Source organism: Bifidobacterium sp. LH_389, from assembly GCF_056357235.1.
Genome location: NZ_JBKEVR010000003.1, coordinates 81,696 through 100,377 on the forward strand (window position 1 = coordinate 81,696; position 18,682 = coordinate 100,377).

The 18,682-nt window shown below is 61.9% G+C and carries 9 protein-coding genes; 5 read left to right on the plus strand and 4 right to left on the minus strand.

Annotated features, from left to right (window positions below):
• Positions 1-83: 83 nt before the first annotated feature.
• Genes AC1AZA_RS04555 through AC1AZA_RS04570 form a run of 4 tightly spaced genes read right to left on the minus strand, consistent with a single transcriptional unit; the run spans position 84 to position 7,460 of the window.
• A complete protein-coding gene (locus AC1AZA_RS04555; RefSeq protein WP_476513566.1) occupies positions 84-2,489 on the minus strand; it encodes a protein kinase family protein in 2,406 nt (801 codons plus the stop codon).
• Positions 2,486-4,342: a murein biosynthesis integral membrane protein MurJ gene (gene murJ / locus AC1AZA_RS04560; protein ID WP_476513567.1), complete on the minus strand. Its 1,857-nt coding sequence runs from the start codon at positions 4,340-4,342 to the stop codon at positions 2,486-2,488. Before murJ ends, AC1AZA_RS04555 begins: the two co-directional genes overlap by 4 nt.
• On the minus strand, positions 4,339-6,588 hold the full coding sequence (locus AC1AZA_RS04565) for a DUF6049 family protein (RefSeq protein WP_476513568.1): 2,250 nt from the start codon (positions 6,586-6,588) through the stop codon (positions 4,339-4,341). Before AC1AZA_RS04565 ends, murJ begins: the two co-directional genes overlap by 4 nt.
• Positions 6,585-7,460 carry an NUDIX hydrolase gene (locus AC1AZA_RS04570; RefSeq protein ID WP_476513569.1) on the minus strand — a complete coding sequence of 292 codons (876 nt, stop codon included), beginning with the start codon at positions 7,458-7,460 and terminating at the stop codon, positions 6,585-6,587. Before AC1AZA_RS04570 ends, AC1AZA_RS04565 begins: the two co-directional genes overlap by 4 nt.
• Positions 7,461-7,545: 85 nt before the next feature.
• Here AC1AZA_RS04570 and AC1AZA_RS04575 point away from each other — a divergent pair, with 85 nt between their 5' ends.
• From AC1AZA_RS04575 to AC1AZA_RS04595, 5 genes are all read left to right on the plus strand, one after another.
• Positions 7,546-8,976 (plus strand): CCA tRNA nucleotidyltransferase, encoded by a 1,431-nt coding sequence (locus AC1AZA_RS04575; RefSeq protein WP_476513570.1) that lies wholly within the window; start codon positions 7,546-7,548, stop codon positions 8,974-8,976.
• A gap of 164 nt (positions 8,977-9,140) precedes the next feature.
• On the plus strand, positions 9,141-10,493 hold the full coding sequence (locus AC1AZA_RS04580) for an ATP-binding protein (protein WP_476513571.1): 1,353 nt from the start codon (positions 9,141-9,143) through the stop codon (positions 10,491-10,493).
• A 728-nt stretch (positions 10,494-11,221) separates the two neighbouring features.
• Complete coding sequence (locus AC1AZA_RS04585; RefSeq protein ID WP_476513572.1) at positions 11,222-14,455, plus strand: MSCRAMM family protein; 3,234 nt, start codon at positions 11,222-11,224, stop codon at positions 14,453-14,455.
• Between the two features lie 91 nt (positions 14,456-14,546).
• Positions 14,547-16,487, plus strand: a complete 1,941-nt coding sequence (locus AC1AZA_RS04590) for a SpaA isopeptide-forming pilin-related protein (protein ID WP_476513573.1) — start codon at positions 14,547-14,549, stop codon at positions 16,485-16,487.
• 165 nt (positions 16,488-16,652) lie between these two features.
• Positions 16,653-18,554, plus strand: coding sequence for a DUF262 domain-containing protein (locus AC1AZA_RS04595; protein WP_476513574.1), 1,902 nt, complete (start codon positions 16,653-16,655; stop codon positions 18,552-18,554).
• Positions 18,555-18,682: the final 128 nt, after the last annotated feature.

An 18,682-nucleotide genomic window follows, 5' to 3' on the forward strand; every position in this document is an offset into this window, starting at 1 on the left:
TGCCGGTGCTCCCGTCCGCCGGTTAGTTCGTCGGTCCGTTTGGTCCGGACCAAACAGACCCGGTCGTCACCCCGCTCTGCCGGTCAGTACACGCTGACGCTGGCGAAGTTAAGTCGTCCGCCGGTGGGCAGCGAGTTGATCGGGAACCAGATCATGATCTCCTGCGTGTTCACGGGCTGGTCGAACGTCACGGAGGCGTTGCCCTGAGCATCGACCGTGAAATTGGCCACGGGAGCGCCGTTATTGGGCGTCTGTGCGTTCGAGTTCACGAAGATCTGACCGCTGCCGTTGGGCTGCCGCAGCTGGAAGTCCACGCGGTACACGTCATGAGGTGCATCCAGCTTCACATACCTGCCCAGACCGTTGAGTCCGGCCGGACGGTTGAGGAAGCTCTGCGATGCGATCGGGTACGCGGTTGTATTGGTCGGCGTGGGCACGGGAGCCGGCGTGGGCACCGATGATACGTTGCGGTCCTCGTGATCGACGACCGTCTCCGTGGAGCCAGCAGACGTGGAACCGGTGGACGTGGAGTCAGCAGAGGCGGCGGAATCGCTCGGCGAACTCGTGCTGGAAGCCGTCTCCGTGGCATCCACGCGCCCGGGGAACCGCGCGCTCGAAAGATCGGTAGGCCATTGGCCGGGCTGCGGGTCGGAGAACCCGAGCGAGCCGAGGGAATTCTTCACCAGATAGTTCATGGACAGCACGAGCGCGATGATGAGCACAATGGAACCAAGCGCAATGGCGAACGAGCGCGTACGGATTTTGCCGAACACGTAGGAGTTCGCGTCGTCGGTGATGTCCTCGTTCGTTCCCGCGGCCGCCGAAGTGCCGGCACCCCGCGAGGCACTGTCGTGATGATCGCCGTATTCGCCGGGTACAAAGCTCGGCGGCGCGCTCTCCACATGGATCGGGCGCAACGGTTGACCCACCTGCAGCGGGTCCTGAAGGCGTGTCTCCTCCAAGGATTCGTTGCCTGTGGCCGCCCCGGCCGCCGCGGGCGTTCCAAAAACGGCACCGGCCGCACCCCGCACGGTGTCACCATCACCGACACCGACGGTCGAAGACGGTATGCGCACCGACGGATCGTCCGGCACATCAACGCCGCCGGCCGCACCGATGCGTTCGCCATGGCCACGCCCCACGCCGGTCCCTATTTCGGCCTGTGCGGCGGGCGGGAACGATGCCGGCGGGAAGGAGGGAGCTGCTTCCGTGCCTGTGCCTGTGCCCGTGCCAGCCAGTCCCTCCAGCTTGCCGGCAGCATCATGAGACCGATCGTGAAGGGCGCTGCCGGCGGACCCGACCTGCGATTCGCCGCGCCCGTCATGCTCGCCGTCTGGCAGATCGTACCCCGTCAGTTCGATGGGTGCCATCGGAGGCAGAGGGGCAATGTCGATGTCCTTGATCTGAATGGGACGGATGGCGGACACGTCCACCGCCTGCGTCGGGTGCGAGGAGGGGATGACGGATTCCGCGTTGTCTCCCAGCACGGAAAGGAAGTCGCCGTCGCCGTGATGCTGCGGCTTGATCATCTCGACTTCGCCGCGCTCGGGGAACAGCAGCTGGTTGGCGTCCCATACGGGCTTCTTGGTCTTGAGGGACGGGTCCTGCGGGCGCTTGATCACGCCGTCGGGCAAGGTGAGCAGGGATTGCGGGTCCACTGCGCGGATCTGACCGATGGCGATGGATGCCTCGCCGGCAGACAGCGGCCAGACGATGTCGTTCTCGCCCAGTTCGGCAATCGGCTTCCAATAATCCAGCAGTGCGATGAGTTCGTTGAGCGTATAGATGGGCGTGGGCGCGGAGCCGTCCGGGTTGGGCAGTCCCAATCCGCGCTGGCAGATGACCCAGAAATCATGCGGCTTGTCTTGCACGGCAATGAGCTTGTCCGCCGGGTAGGACTGATCGGGTGCATACGGTTCGCGCGTCAGCATGGCGTACAGAACGGCGGCGAGCTGACGGACGGCCAGCGCCTCGGCCGTGTCCTGCGGGTCGTCCGGGTGGGTGAGGGGCCCCAGCATGGCCGGGCTGACGGGGGCGTCCGCAATGCGGATGTGCTTGGGGTCCAGGCGGATCACGTCGGTAGTGACGGCACGGTCGGTCAGCTGCTGGGAGATCAGCATCTGCAGAGCCAGAGCGGTTTCGCCCAGAATCACGCGCATGGCGTTGATGCTCAGCGTCTCGCGGTGCGGTCCGTTGAGGTAGTCGGTCAGGCTGATGCCGTCGTCCAGATCGGTGATGAGCACGGCCACGTCGTCCACGGAATGCATCTGGAACACGGGGGTGAACCGGGGATTCTTGGCCAGCGCCAGAGCGGAGGCCAGCGTACTCACCTTGGAGGCGGACGCCGGGTCCGTGACGATGAACAGCTGGCAGTCGCGCGCAAGCACATGGTCGTTCGCACGCCATGCCTCGATTCCGGGCTCGCGGCGCAAAGCCTTGACGAGCTTGTATCGGTCGATCAGCACATCACCCGGTTGCGGCGTCATCATACCTGTTCTTCCTCGTTCCCGACAGCCGTTGCAGACTGTTCATGCACTCGGTTCATTTTACTGTTGGGGGTGTCCGTGCGCCCACCCGTCTGGGCATCCGCCCGCCCATCCGTCCGGCTGGACACCGTCCGGGGCTTTCGGCCGTTCCGATTGCCGGTCTGGTTGCCGGCCCGTCCACCGGTCGGGTTACCGCTCGGCTTGCCACCGGGCAGTCGGCTGCGCAACCTCGCCACGATCGCCCCCAATGAGGCCAGTTCCTCCACGCGCAGAACCTTGAGCGCAGCAAGATACACCGCCGCCGTCACCACGGCCACCACTGCGCACACGATCACGGCCAGCACCCACCGCCGGGCGGCATGCATGTCCGGCGTATCCAGGGGCAGCACGAGCTGCAGCGCCCATTGGCACGCCCATCCCGCCGCAAAGGAGACCGCGCCCGCCGCCAGCGACTTGCCGAGCGTGCCGGCTATGCGATGCCCGTCCAGGTGCCCGCCGAATCGCTTGCGCAACATCACGTAGATGGCCGGCAGCGTGGGGAAGTAGGAGATCGTCACCGCCAGGGCCACCATGATGGCCCACTGGCTGGGAGGGAAGATGGCGATGGCGGCGAGCAGCAGCACGATCTGCACGCCGTTCTGCAGCAGGGCGAACAGGAACGGACGCTTGCCGTCCTCGAACGCGTAGAACGTGCGCTGAATGAGCAGCAGGCAGCTGACGGGAACCAGATTGATCGACAGGGCAATCAGCGGCCCCGCGATGAGCAGCACCTCGTTGTAGCTGATGGACGGCACGAGCGCGATGGTGATGGGCGTGGGGATGAGCACCAGCACCACGGTGAAGTACATCATCACCAGACTCATGGAACGCAGCGAGGAACTCAGGTCGTTGCGGGCCGTGTCCAGATCGCCTTCGCTGATCGATCTGGACAGCTTGGGGAAGATGGCCGTGGCGATGGAGACGGCGATGAGCGAATACGGCAGGATCTGCAGTGAATACGCATACTGGTAGGAGGCGTTGCCAGCCACGCCGTGCGGGTCGCCGGCCATGGTGGGCGCTCCGGTGAGCACCTGCGAGTTGACCATGCCCATGAGCAGGTTGAGCACCACGAGTGCCATGCTCCACACGGCCACGCGGCCCATGGAACGCAGGCCTATGCCACGCAGCCCCCAACTGGGCCGGTAGCGGAATCCGAGGCGCACGAGCGGCAGGAACAGAATGACCGCCTGAAATGCCACGCCCAGCGTCCACGTGCCGGCCGTGAAGGCGATCTTGTCCGCTGTCCACCAGCCCACCGGCTGGCGGGCCGCGTTGCCGAACATCCAGATGAACACACCGAACCCGGCGCAGCTGATCACGTTGGCGCCCACGGAACTCCACGCATACAGGCCGAAGCGTTCCTTGGCGGCGAGGATCTGCCCCAGCACCGTGTACAGGCCGTAGAAGAAGATCTGCGGCATGCACCACAGGGTGAATGCGTTGGCCAGCGCGCGCTGTTCATCGTCCCAGCTGGAGTTCACGTACAGTTGCGTGACGAACGGGGTGAGCAGCATCATCAGGCCCGTGACTGCTATGAGCAGCGTGACGGCTGCGGTGATGAGCTTGTTGAGGCGGTCCTCGGCGTCCTCCTCCTTGAGCGCGCGCACGATCTGCGGCACGAGCACGGCGTTGAAGATACCACCGGAGATGAGGTTGAACACCACCTGCGGAATCTGCGAGCCGGTCTGGTACGCCATGGCGGCGATGCCGGTGGTGCCCACGGCGGCGGCGAGCAGGATCTGCCTCAGCTGGCCGGTGATGCGCGAGGCGAACGTGCCCACCGCCATGATCATCGAGTTACGGCCTACGGAACTCATTCGTCGGGGTCCTTCTTTCGGTGGAACTGGCGCCACAGGCCCCACAGGCCCAGCACCAAGGCCAGTGCGACGATGGCCATGCCGCTCATGTCGCTCATTTGCAGACGGCTGGAGATGTGCGTCTCATGCGCGCTGCCGAACTCCTGACCGTCCGAGTCGTGCAGGGCCAGATGGGCGGTGGCGCGTCCGGAGGTGAGCACGCGGATGGCGAACGTGACCTGCACCTCGCCGTGCGCGGGTACCACGGTGTCCACCTCGCGCGAGGTGACGATCTGCATGGAATCGGTTTTGGAGGAGACGGTCACGTGCACCGGGTAGTCGTGGCTGTTGCTCACCGTGACCGGCATCTGCGCGGTTTCGCTCACCACGTTGATCGATTCGGAAGGGGAGATGGCAATGCCTTGGAACAGTTCGTCGCTCAGACCCTTGGATTGGGAGGCCAGATTGCGATTGAGGCCGGAGCCGTCCAGTGCGAGCGTGGCAAGTCGATGCTGGGCGGTGCTGAGCCGGTCGATCCATGAGCTTGCGTCGGTGCCGCGGCGGGCGGTGGTGGCAGCGTCCTGACGGGCCAGGGCCTGCGTGTCCGACGTGCCCGCGGTGCCGGCGCTGGCGCTGGGGGTGGAGGAAGGACTGTCTGTGGCGGTGGAATTGGCCACGAGCACCTTGGTGGCGAATCGGTTGACTTCCACGCGGGCCGCTGCCAGATCGTCCAGCGTGCTGCGCATGGCGGCCGCGGTCTGCTCGTCCACCCCCGACTCCTTGGGCAGTGCCTGCACGGCCTGGTTGCCGCTGCGGTACGCGTCCGCCGTGGCCAGTTCGCCCAGATCGGTCAGCGACACCCAGGACGCCTCCTCCATGGCGGTCATCATGCGTGCCATGTGGCTCGAGTCCGCGTTCGCCCCGAAGGTGACCAGCAGAATGCGGTCGGCGTACGGCTGCTCCATCTGGTAGAACGCGCTCTGCGCCATGAACCGGGCCATCTGGCCGGCTTCGGTCGTTTCCGCTGCCGCGTTGGCGGAGGACGCCTGGCTTTGCGCAAGGCGGGTCAGCGTGGTCTGCGAGGCCAGGACGGTCACCGTTCCCGCGTCGGTGGGCACGGCGTACACGCCGGTGTGGGCGGCCGCGGTGGACGTGGATTCGAAGTCCGCGTTGGCGATCACCGTGCGGTAGCCTTGCCGGGCCGCGCGGGTGAGGGCGTCCAGCGTCCATGCGCCGCGCCCCTGCCATGCGATGGAATCGTCCGAGGGGACCTTCCAGTCGTCGTCCGTAATGCCGGCCGCCGCGTACGCTTCGCTGGTCTGCGTACCGGCCGCGGTGATGTCGAAGAATCCGTTCTGCATGGTGGCCGCGGTGGAGGGCATGGCGTTGCCGAACGTGCCCAGATAGGTCGGGTCGGCTACGGCCTGCAGATCCGGGTGCTGGGAGAGCAGCTGCGACTGGTCGCTGCGGCGGGAGTCGTCCGAGGCGGCGATGGCTGTGGCGTCGGTGTTGGCGGAACTGTCTCCGGAGACCAGCGCCTTGAACACGGTGGGGTCCACGTTCCATGAGCCGGCGGTGAGCGGCATGGCCATGACGATCTTGAGCGGCGGGGTTTCCGCGCTGCGCAGCCCGTCCGTGGAGCGCGTGAGGAACGAGCACAGCGAGGCGTTGGTGGCCTTGGCGCCCGTGTCGAGGCTGATGCGCAACGGTTTGGGGCCCCACGTGGTGATGGTCTTGAGGGGTGCGGCATCCGCGGGCACGGTCACCTGCGCCTGCGTGCTCGAGCCGGCGGCAAGGTTGGTGACGGTTGCGGTGCCGAGCACGGTCCGGGTGGGAATGTTCGTCTCGCCCTCCGCCCATGCCTGCATGTCCACGCGGGAGCTGAATGTGTACAGCGCGTTGGTGGCCACGGTGAGCGTGGCCTGCGCAATGGTCTGCGCGGTGGCGTTGGTGACGGTCACCGTGGCCGCATAGCCGGAGGAGGCGGTCACTACGGGGGTGAGCGCAGTGGCGGAGACGCACACCGCTTCGCAGGGGGTTACGGGGGTCGGCGTCGCTGCGGCATTCGTTGCGTCGCCCGCCGTGGTGCCGGTGGCTGCGGTTCCCGTGGAGGTGCCGCCGTCCGGGTCAGCAGCCAGGGCGGTCTGCGGAACGGCTACGGCGACGGCCGCGGCAAGGGCCATGGGCAAGGCGAAGGCGATGGCCGCGATCAGCGACCATAGGCGGCTTGTGCGGCGGCGATTGGGGGCGGGGAATGGTCGTCTCATGCTTGTTTCTTGGTTTTCCTTGCGTACAGCCAAGCGATTTTTCGCTCGTTGGGGTAACTCAGCACGTCGTCTAGATCACGGAAGTCAACCCAAATGGCGTCTTCCGCTTCGTGGTCGGGATCGCCTTCGACGGTGAGTTCGCCGCCGATGCGCTTCAGGGCGTAATGGTGGACGAGCTTGTGCACGCGCTGGCTGGTGCCCGTGAACCAGTAGTCGATGGTGGCGATGGATTCGATCACCTCGCCCAGAATGCCGGTTTCCTCGTGCACCTCACGCACGGCCGTCTGCTCGGGGGTTTCACCCTTCTCGATGTGCCCCTTGGGCAGGCACCACTCAAGATGGCCGGAGCGCGAATGCCGGGCGATGATGGCCACGCGGCCGCGCTCGTCGAAGATCAGGCCGCCGGCGGAGTATTCGCGCACCACCGGCAGTTCCTGCGCGTCCAGGGAGGCGAACGTGGCCGGCGTGTCCTGAGAGCGCCGCTGGGGCATCATGCGCGGGGTGGGGGCGCTGTTCGGCGTGGCGGTGCCGCTGCCGTCCGGGCCGGCGTCCTCCGTCTCGTCCTCGCCGAGGACGATCATCGCCTCCAGCTCCTCCACGGCGTCCGCCAGACCGAGGCGCTCGGCTATGCTCTCCGCATCCACGCCGGTCGTGTTGGCTGTGTTGCCTGCCGCGGGCGGCTCGTCGCCGTTGCCCGGCTTTTCCGGCTTTCCTAGCTGGGCGGGAACGGGCTGCGGGGTAGTCTGTGAGGAAGCGGTGCTGTACAGCAGCGTGCTGGGCTGTTCGGGCCCGCGCGCGCCTATTTGGGTACGGTCGCCCGCATCATCGGCGGCACGCGAAAGCATGCGTGCAAGGTCTGCGGGCGTGATCATGCCTTCCACCTTACTCAATTCTGTGTGCAGGTGGGGTAACGGTATGCTGGTATGCGCACAGAAAAACGGCTGTGAAAGGGATCGAGTGGGTTTCGAAGTCTGGCCTGAGGCCATCGAATTGGGACGATTGTTCGCCGAACACGGGTATGAGCTCGCCTTGGTGGGCGGACCGGTGCGTGATCTGCTGTTGCATAGGCGGTCCCACGATCTGGATTTCTGCTCATCCGCACGCCCCGAACAGTTTGAGCCGATCCTGCGCCGCTGGGGGCGTGACGGCTTCTGGGACATGGGCCGCAAGTTCGGCACGCTGGGCGCCATGCGCCGGCGCGAGGACGGCACCGAGGTGAAGGTGGAGGTGACCACCTACCGGTCCGACACGTACGAGCCGGATTCCCGCAAGCCGGAGGTCAACTACGGTGACACGCTGGAGGGCGACCTGTCCCGCCGCGATTTCACCGTCAACGCGATGGCGCTGCGCGTGCCGGATCTGGAGTTCGTGGACCCGTTCGGCGGCGCGAACGATCTGGCCAAGGGCGTGTTGCGCACCCCGGTGGACCCGTCCCAGTCGTTCGACGACGATCCGCTGCGCATGATGCGCGCCGTGCGGTTCGTGGCCCAGCTGGGCTTCCGCATCGCCCCGGACACCGCGGAGGCGATCTGCCGCATGGCCGACCGCATCGACATCGTATCCGCCGAGCGCGTGCGCGACGAGCTTGTCAAGCTACTGCTGTCCGACCGTCCGCGCGCCGGCGTGGAGGCGCTGGTGGAATCCGGGCTCGCGGACCGCGTGCTTCCGGAGATTCCGGCCCTGCAGCTGGAGATTGACGAGCATCACCGTCACAAGGATGTGTTCGAGCACACGATGATCGTGCTGGACCGTGCCGTGGCGTTGGAGACCGGCCCGGACGGTCCCGTGCCCGCGCCGGACCTCACGCTGCGCCTGGCCGCGCTCATGCACGACATCGGCAAGCCGAAGACCCGCCGGTTCGAGCCGGGCGGCAAGGTGAGCTTCCACCATCACGACGCGGTGGGTGCCAAGATGACGCGCAAGCGGCTCAAGGCCCTGCGCTTCGACCATCACGTGATAGACGACGTGAGCGAGCTGGTGGACCTGCACCTGCGTTTCCACGGCTACGTGGACGAACCGTGGACCGATTCCGCCGTGCGCCGCTACGTGAAGGACGCCGGCCACCTGTACGAGCGGCTCAACCGCCTCACCCGCGCGGACGCCACCACGCAGAACCGCCGCAAGGCGCAGATCTTCGCCTCCGCGATGGATGAGATGGAACAGCGCGTGAAGGACCTCAAGGAGAAGGAGGACTTCGACGCGATCCGCCCGGATGTGGACGGCAACGAGATCATGGACCTGCTGGGGCTGGAGCCCGGGCCGATGGTGGGCCGCGCGTACAAGCACATGCTCGAGTACCGGCTGGATAACGGCCCGGTGGAGCATGACGTGGCCGTGGCCGAGCTGCGGCGGTGGTATGCGGAGGTCGGCGAAGAGGCGGAGGCCTAGGCCCCGGCCTTCTTGACAAACTTTCGGGGGTATTTCCCGGCCGAATGGCGGAATTGCGGCGTTCTGGGCCGAAATACCCCCGAAAGTTTGTCCGGACGGTCTGCCGACGTCTGCCGATGTTGTGAAAAGTGCATGTTTTTACACTTTTAACATGTTAAAAGTGTATGTATGGTACACTTTTAACAACATCACGGAGGTTGCCCATGCGCAGGATCATTGATGCGAAGCTCGATCAGTGGCGTGAGGCCGCGCATCGCAAGCCGTTGGTGCTGTTCGGCGCCCGGCAGGTCGGCAAGACGTACGCCCTTACCCATTTCGCCGAGCGTTCGTTCGATGGCATGGCGTATGTGGATTTTTCCCGCGACGAGCGAGCGGCGGCGGTGTTCGGACAGTCGATCGCACCGGGGGATATCGTGCGTGGGCTGGAAGGTCTTCTGCGCATGGACATCGTTCCCGGGCATACGCTGATCGTACTGGACGAGGTTCAACTGTGCGAACGGGCGCTAACCAGCCTCAAGTATTTCTGCGATGACGCACCGCAATACCATGTCATCGCGGCCGGTAGTCTGCTGGGCGTCAAGGTGAACCGCAGCAGGTATTCGTTTCCCGTCGGCAAGGTGGATATGCTCACCCTGCATCCGATGAATTTCGAGGAATACCTGTGGGCCAAGGGAGAGGATCGGCTTGCCGACGGCATTCGCGATGCATACGAGCATCCCGACCGTCCGTTCGTTCTCCATGGCAGGGCCACGGAACTGGTCCGTGAATATATGCTCGTCGGCGGCATGCCGGAACCTGTCGGGGAATATGTCGATGCCGAGGGATCGCTGCAGTCCGCCCGCGCGTTGCAACGCAATATCGTCACCGCATACACGGCCGACATGGCCAAATATTCGTCGGCGAGGGAGACCCAACGCATCGTTGAGGCGTGGAACAGCATTCCGCGTCAGCTCGCCAAGGAAAACCACAAGTTCCAGTACAAGACGATCCGTTCCGGCGGGCGTTCCAGTGCGTATCAGGGAGCCTTGGCATGGTTGGTCTCGGCCGGCATCATCACCCGTCTTACCCAAGTGAGCGAGCCGATCGCACCGCTCAAGGCATTCGAGGATCCTTCCGCATTCAAGGTATATATGGCGGACACCGGCCTGCTCTCATGCGATTACGATGTGACTGAGCCGGACCTGATGCCGGCGGACAACAAGGCGGCGGCATTCCGGGGAGCGCTGAACGAGAACTATGTGTTGCAGCAGCTCACGGCCGCCGGAATTCCCGCATACTATTGGGGGAATCTGAACCGCGGAGAGGTGGAGTTCATCGTGCGTGATCGCGATGGCAACGTGGTCCCCATCGAAGTCAAGTCCGGTGGCAACGTGACGGCTCGCAGTCTTGTGGCGTACCGTGCGAAGTATCGCCCGGCCTATGCGGTGAGACTGAGTGCGAGAAACTTCGGTGTGGAGGGCGATCTGCGCAGCGTCCCGCTTTATGCGGCATGGGTGCTGGCCGAACACATCCGATGATCCGGGTGATGCGACGGACGAGCGGGGTGGGGATCGTTCGCCGTCGATGATTATCGAACTGTTCGATGGATGCCGCTTGCATGGATTGCGGCTCGGCGGCGAAGTGTCGAACCGTTCGATAGTCGCGCTGAATGCTGTAACGTCGAGGCGGGCGCAGGATCGGCCGGCTCTAAAACGTTTTAGACATAGTGAAATGATCATACAAAGGGGGGATTCAGTCCCCGAGAAATCGATTTCATGGAATATGCTTCTCGATCTACGGTGATGCGACACGCCTCAAATTCCAGTGAAGATCGGACTTGTGCAACTGCTAAGTCTTCGGGGGGGGGGTATCCCTAAATGTTAACAAAAACGATTGGTTGCGATCAGAAGCGATCAATGCTGGGAGCAGGGTGACAGGTATGCATTCAACGTCGAATGGCGGGCGGAAGCGTTGGCGCGGGCCGTTGGCCTCACTGGTCGCACTCGCCATGGGACTGGGCACGGTCGGCTACGCATGGGCCGGTCAGCCCACCGCCGTGCCCATGAGCTCGCCCAGTGCGTCCGCGTCGCAGTCAGCGTCCGCCTCGCCGGCGAACACCGCGACTGCTACGCCCACGGATGCTTCCGGCACTGATGCCGCGGAACTGGGCCAGACTGCCGCGCAGACGTCTGCCCAACCGACAGCGCAGAACGCCCCGGCCGCCGATGCCGCTGCCCCCGCGCCCGCCGCCGCGGACTGCAATGCCGTGACCGCGTGGGATGCGCTGGCGCAATGCGTGGCGGCTGCGCCGACGGACGGCACGGATACCACGATCACTTTGGCCGGCATGATCGATGTGCCGCAAGGCGATATAGAAGCCCTCCAGGTTGTGGAAGGCAGACACATTACATTGACCGCCGGGGAGAATGCCGGACTGCAGGGGGATGGGAACGCGACGGCGGCCGCTCGTGGCGGTTCCGCAATCTGGGTTGATGCAACCAGTGCGTTGATCTTTAACAGCGGCACATACCGGGATCTGTGGTCCAAGAACAACGGTTCGCTGATCACCACCAATAAAGGAACCGTCACGGTCAATGGCGGGTCCTTTGAACGTAACAAGACTGATGGCAGCGGTGGTGTGTTCTTCTTCTCCGATGGTGGAGCCCTGACGGTCAACGGTGGCTCATTCACGGATAACGAGAGTCGCGGTTTTGCCTATGATGCCAATCATGCGCCGTTAGAAGGCGGCGGTGTCCTGTACGGCAATAGCATGAAACTGACGGTCAACGGCGGTTCGTTCACGGGTAATCGTGCGCGCTACGGCGGTGTCGGTGGCGCCCTGTACGTCAAAGGCACGACCAGCATATCCGGCGGTACGTTCCGCAACAACGCCCAGAAGCCAGACGGTTGCAAAACTGGTGATATTCAGGGAGGTGATCCCTGCTGGAAGAACAAGTCCGGTGGCGGAGCAATTTACTCTATTGGCGATCTGACGATTCAGGGCAATGTAACGTTCGAGGCTAATCAGGCTTCCGCATGGTCATGGAATTCGGGCGGCGGAGCCATTTGGGCGAAGGGTACGTTGCGCATCGCAAATGTGACTACGTACGATGAACAGGGTAATCCGACCGTGAGTAGGCCAGTATTCACGGGCAACTATGCGTCCGTGAGCGCACCGGAAGTGACCGCCGACGGAATCGCGAAAATATGGAACGGCGGTGCTGGTGGCGCGGTGTTCTTGGAAGAGGGGTCGGTGGCGTATGTGACCGGCGGTACGTTCCGCAACAACGTATCGGGTTATCTGGGCGGCGCAATCTACACGGAAATCAATTCCACTACGTACGTGGGGCGTAGCGTATCCACCAAGAACACGGCCGGGCATTTCGGCGGTGGCCTGTGGTTCTGCCCGTCCGGCAACTCCACCGCGTCCGAGGGCGGCAATATCGCATTGTTTGACAACAACGTGAACGCGTCCATTGATGCGAATACCAAGAACTTGCCCGCAAATGCAGGGTTCCCAACCGAGGCCGGTGCGGATCTGGCGATCATGAACCCATATAAGAAGTGGGCGGATAAGAAAACGATGCCGCCGAACTCGTTCAAGCTGCTCTCGACTTGGTTCACTGACCGTACTGAGAAGGCGGTGACGTGGTACAAGGATGGTACACCTGTCGCTGAGGCCAGCGGCTTCTATGACGACTGGACGTCCACGACTGGAGGCGGCAATCATGGCATCATTGCCGTTAAGGCGGAACCCTATGATGAATCGCCGCGATATACGGATGGTGCTACGACCAATGAGCCAGTGATCAAGAGTTCGACCACTAATCCCGAATCCACCACGCTGTTTCTGTATGTGAAAGATTCGACTACGCATCAGGAGGCCGCCAATTCGCTTTCTGACCAGACGACCACAAAGTTCACCACCGGCGTGGGCTTGAAGGCCGAAGTCATGCCCGACGCTAACAAGCAAGAGGCACTCAACAATGCGCAGATCCTGATCGAAGGCAATGCGGCGCGCCTGTCCGGTGGCGGATTCGGCTCCAATGGCGTGGTCTCGTTCTCCACCCCATACAACGTATCTTGGGAGAAGGCTGCCGCCGGTTCGAATGACAAAGTGACCGATACGTTGCTGAAGGGCTCCGCGTGGACGCTGTCCATCACGGATGAAGAGCTCAGCAAGCATCAGGCGGAATCGCCGTACATGGTGGAGGATTTCCGCCCCTACCGGTGCTTGACCAAGCCGGACGACGAATGCTGGCAGCACGACGAGAAGACCGGTACATGGACCGTGACGATCCATGACGGCGGCATGGGTGACACGAATCCCGGCGACGGGCAGATCGGCGTGGAGAACCTCCAACTGGGCAAGTACACGCTGAAGGAATCGAAGGCGCCTACTGGGTACGTATTAGGCCCAAAGACGTACACGTTCACGATCGAACCGCCCTCTGGCAATGCTGTTCCGCAGGAACCAAAGTTGTACGTGGATGGTTCACCGGTTGATGGCAATCGCATCGGCAACAGTCCCCAGACGAACGGCATCAGCTGGGGCAAGACCAGCGAAGTGGACGGTGCAAAGATCAGCGGTAGTACGTGGAAGCTCACTCAAGTGGCGGCCGATGGCAAGGAAACCGATATGACCGACTACGCGGCGATTACGGACTGCGTGACCGGAACTGAAACGACGGCTTGCCCCGACACGAAGGACACGAACGGTGGAGCCGGTGAGTTCACGTTGCAAAACCTGCCTTACGGTACGTACCGGTTGCATGAGATGAAGGCGCCGGACGGCTACTGGAAGCCGGGAGAAGGTGTCTGGTATCAGGTTGTGGTCTCCGCCGATGCGCCCAAGTGGACCGACGTGAATGGCAATCCACTTGCGGTGGCGGACTTTGTGAACAAGCCCACCGCGGTGACGTGGCAGAAAGTCGATGCTGCCGCCACGTCTACGTTGCTGGGCGGATCGCAGTGGACCATTCAACAGGTCGACGGTCAGGGACAGCCTGTGCAGGGCAAGCAGTGGCCGGTGACGGACTGCACGAACGCCAACCAGTGCCAGCCTTCCACGGACGGACTCGCTTCTCCGCGGGACACCGATCCGGCAGAGGGCAAGTTTGCCGTACAGGGACTGCCAGCCGGCACCTACGAGCTCGCTGAGGAGCAGGCGCCTGACGGGTACGTGGCCTCGGGGGAGACGTACACGTTCACGATTACGGCTGAACAGCCGGGTACCAGCGTACAGATCAAGATCGGTGACAAGCCGGTTGACAGAAACGAGATCGGCAATCGCAAGATCGTAACCGCACTGCCGCATACGGGCGGCTGGGGGACCGGGCGTTCGTGGCTGGCCGCGGGCGGGGTGTTCCTGGTTGCGGGCGGCATCGCGGGCGCGTGGCTTGACGCGCGTCGGCGTCGTATGGCTTCGATGGTGGCTGCCGTGGGGTCTCGCCCCGTGGCGGCGGGTCTCGGGGGAAGAGGCCGTCATGCGGCGCGCTGAACCCGGGCGTAGAGGATTTGCGGATCGTGGAGCGAGGTTGTTCGCGCTCCTCCCTCCGCGACTGCAGAAATGCATCACACAAGGAAAAACAATGAAGGAAGAAGGTATTCCCATGAAAATGAGGAAACTCGTGGCGGGTCTCGCCGCCGCGGCCACGCTGTTCGGCGGCCTCGCATTCGGCGTCGGTGCCGCCAATGCGGCGGATGCCGATGATGGGACGCTCCCGGTCCGTGGCACTACGCTGACGTTGAATGCTGCGGATCAGGATCAGCTGAAGGGCCATTCGTTCGCTGCATTTGATCTGGCATGGTATGTGCCGGTTTCGGATTCCGGCACTGTGGAAGTACAGACTGCGAATCGCCCGACAGATGCATCTTGGTCTTCTCAGAAATATGCAGAGATTCAGCGGGCTTTGGCTATCGCGACGAAGGATAATGCCAAGGATGATCAGTACGCTACTGAGTGGAACGCTGATGGCACTCCGAAGACGTATCGTTCGGATGATGCCATGGCTTGGGCTGCTCAGCATATGAATCGTCTGGATCAAAGCGCGGATGCTCCGTGGGAAGGTTTGACTCGTCTTTTCGCAGAGAATTTAGACATCACGAAGCTCGGTAGCCCTGCCGCTACTATCGGTGGAGCTTCTCAGACTGCGACGAACTCCCTGACGTTTGAAAACCTGCAGCCCGGTTTGTATCTGGTGGTGGATACTTCCGCACCGGGTAACGATTGGACGAACTCCATTCGCATGGTTGCAAGCACCGCATTGAAGATCAAGGGTGCCGATGGCAAAGCGCAGGAGCTGTCCAACGGCCAGATCAATCTCAAGAACCAGAAGCTCCCGATTCACAAGCAGGTCGTGAAGCCTGCTGGTGATGGTTATGAGCCGCAAACCAAGCCTGACTACACGATTGGCGATACGGTCACTTATGAATTGACGTCCACTCTGCCTACCTATACCGGTTATGACAAGCCCGGTCGCATCTACCAGATCATCGATACGATGAGTCAGGGCCTGACGTACAACAAGGTAGTCTCTGTCAAGGTTGGTGCCGGAAAGATGGCTCCGACTACATTGCAGGAAGTTGGCGCAGACGGTAAGGGCGATTACTCGGTCGGTATCGAAGATGTGGAATATGCTGCTCAGCAGCCTAACAATCAGGTATCCGATGTTAATGGCAAGCCGGGCACCAAGATCACGATCGATCTGGCGAACTACGTCAACGAGACGAATAACGTCAATGAGCTGGCTGATGGCGGTGCAAAGGTCACTGTCATCATCGAGGCTACGCTTAACAGCCATGCGGTGGTGAGCACGCCCGGAAATGCAACTGGCAATCCGAACAAGGTTGATCTGGTGTATTCGAACAATTCCGAAGATTTGAGCGACAAGACTACGACTCCTGGTGGCGAAGTGAACGTCTACACGTTCAAGTTCCAGCTCAAGAAGATTTCTAAGGACGCCGACGCTCCGCTTGCTGGCGCTCAGTTTGTTGTGCAGGGGCCGAGCCGTCAGTATCTGCAAAAGAGCTATGATGGCAAGGAGGAATTCAAGTGGCTTGCTGTAGACAAGGAGGACGCCACCGTCTTCACGTCGGATGAAAACGGCATGATTGAGGGCTTGGATGGCCTTGATGCCGGCACTTACACGGTCACTGAGATCGCTCCGCCGGCTGGATATCAGAGTGTTGTGATGCCGTCGTTCAATTTCACCATCACTCCCACCTATGAGAAGGATGGTTCCACGATGCCAGATGATGCGAATAAGGAAGGTGTGTGGGGTGATCATACGCTTACTGAAGTGAGCTTCGGTTCCCCGGCTGGCGATATCTGGAAGCTGGTGTCTCAGGGCGACAATAATAGTGCGCCTGAATTCCAGTATACCGTTACGAATGTGAAGAGCATTGTCGAATTGCCGCACACCGGTGCCGCGGGCATCGCGATGTTCACCGTGATCGGCCTGCTCCTCGCGGGCGCGGCCGGCACCGTGTACCTCAAGAGCCGCAAGGCCAACGCCCTGCTGCGCGCGTGAGATCGCGAATCATCCTCCAGTCATGACCGTTCGCCATGACTGACTCAGTGGGGGCTGACCCGTTAGCGCGGTCGGCCCCCACACTTGTACTTGCTGCATTCCTACTTGCAAGTATTCACTGCCATCCATCACCGTACTTAACATTGACGATCATTGGGGGAACACATGGAATTCACTCCGGTAACGTATCAGGTTTCCAGCATTCTCAACTCGGGGCGCAAGTTGGTGATTCCTCGATTCCAGCGTGCGTATTGCTGGGATGACAGGAACAACACCACATACCTGACGGATATCTGCAACCGCATCAGCGTCGATGACGAAGGCAGCATACATACCAAGCCGTACTTCATTGGCACTATGTTGCTCATGGGTACCTTCACCGGCGGTAAGGACGCGCAGGGTGCATCTGCCAGCAACGCCGATGGCTCCGATCAGAAACTGGAAGTCATCGACGGGCAGCAGCGCCTCACGTCCATCACTATCCTTTTGTCTGCGCTCTCATCGGCCATGAGGGATTTAGCCACATCTTTGGAACAGCAGGAACCGGTCAACCAGGCATTGATCAAGCGCTGCCGCAGTGCCGCCGCGGTGATCTTCAACAGGTACATCGAGCCTGAAGACAACGACGGCGAACAGTTCTCCGTGATCGAAACCAAGACCAGTTACCCGTATTTCGCGCAGGTGGTGCAAACGCCGCCCGAAAAGCGTCAGCCGGTGCTGGTCAAGGACGATGATTCGCTCAGCGAAGAGGAATTGGCGATCAAGAACGCCTACTCGGTATACGAGAAGATGCTGAAACCGCAGAAACTGTCTGGTTTGATCAATGGCGCCGAGGATCTTCCCCAGAACGACGAACTGTATTTCACCATTCTCAAGGCAATTCGTGACGTGGTGCTCGGCTCCAACGTTATCGTGATCAGCATGCAGGATCGGACCACCGCCAATCTGATCTTCGAAATCCTCAACGGCAAGGGCGTGCATCTGGCCAGTCTGGACCTGATCAAGAACAAGATCTTCGAGAAGGTACCGACCACCAGTCCCAACGATATGGCCGCGGACGCATGGAAAGACATCAGCGAGACGCTGCAGGCAGGTCCGGAAACCGCCGGATTCGCCACGTTCTATCGCCATTACTGGGAGTCCCGTTCCGGGAAGAAGACAGGCATCAATCAGCTGTACGACAAGTTCGCCAAGGAGTTCGAGGATGCGGATGAGCAGGCGTACATCGATTTTCTGGTTACGCTCAAGGATGAGGCGCGGAACTACCACAACATTCTGAATCCTCTGCTGGGAAACTATGGCAACCGCAAGGAATACTACCCGGTGGTGCAGGCCATGAGGGAGCTGTCCAATTTCAACATCGATCAGGCGCGGATCGGATTGCTTGCCCTGTGCAACGCCAATCGGTACGGAGGCAAGAGCAAGAAGGACGTGATCAGTGGCGATACCTTCGCCAGGACCGCTCGGGCCATCGAATACTTCCACTTCGCCTACACGGCCATATGCCATTCGCCGGCGAACCGGCTGGAACCGTTGTACGCCAAATTTGCATATCAGCTTCGCGGCGCCCAAACGAAGGGCGATGCCAAGCAGGTGCTGAAGGAATACCTGTTCTCCCAGTTCCAGCAGTTCTTGCCCGACCGAGAGGCGTTCATCGCCGCGTACATCCGGCTGGCGTATAACGGCACCAAGCGAATCGGCAGCAACATTCCCGCCAAGTATGCGGTGAACCTGATCAACGAGTACCTGGAGGAACGCCCCATCTTCACCGATGATTCGTCGGTGGAGCATCTTCTGCCGGAACAGGATGCCGGCGCGGAGCCGAAGTTGCTGTCCGTTGGCAACTTGATTGCATTGGAAACCAGCCTGAACGGGAAAGCCAGCAACCTGCCATATGAGAAGAAGCGCGAGACGGTCTATCCGCAGTCGAAGTATCGCTGGGTGGAGCGGTTCCGCACCGAGCACCGTACGTGGGGCGTCGAGGAGATCGACGCACGTGCGCGCGCCATGGCGGAGCTGACCTACGACAAGATCCTCAAGCCGTACATTGACGATCCGCTGCATTAGGCGAATCTCGGCGCCGTATGACGGCATGGCAACCACAATGGCCGGACGTTCCGCAATCTGCGGAGCGCCCGGCCTTATGTATCGGGATCCAGCGAGCAAAGTTACCGTGTATGGACAGAAGCGTAAGA

What these genes read in the sequence shown, in the direction of transcription:
- AC1AZA_RS04555 (WP_476513566.1), bottom strand. Translation starts at nt 2,489, where the DNA reads ATGATGACGCCGCAACCGGGTGATGTGCTGATCGACCGATACAAGCTC.
- murJ (WP_476513567.1), bottom strand. Translation starts at nt 4,342, where the DNA reads ATGAGTTCCGTAGGCCGTAACTCGATGATCATGGCGGTGGGCACGTTC.
- AC1AZA_RS04565 (WP_476513568.1), bottom strand. Translation starts at nt 6,588, where the DNA reads ATGAGACGACCATTCCCCGCCCCCAATCGCCGCCGCACAAGCCGCCTA.
- AC1AZA_RS04570 (WP_476513569.1), bottom strand. Translation starts at nt 7,460, where the DNA reads ATGATCACGCCCGCAGACCTTGCACGCATGCTTTCGCGTGCCGCCGAT.
- AC1AZA_RS04580 (WP_476513571.1), top strand. Translation starts at nt 9,141, where the DNA reads ATGTATGGTACACTTTTAACAACATCACGGAGGTTGCCCATGCGCAGG.
- AC1AZA_RS04590 (WP_476513573.1), top strand. Translation starts at nt 14,547, where the DNA reads ATGAAGGAAGAAGGTATTCCCATGAAAATGAGGAAACTCGTGGCGGGT.
- AC1AZA_RS04595 (WP_476513574.1), top strand. Translation starts at nt 16,653, where the DNA reads ATGGAATTCACTCCGGTAACGTATCAGGTTTCCAGCATTCTCAACTCG.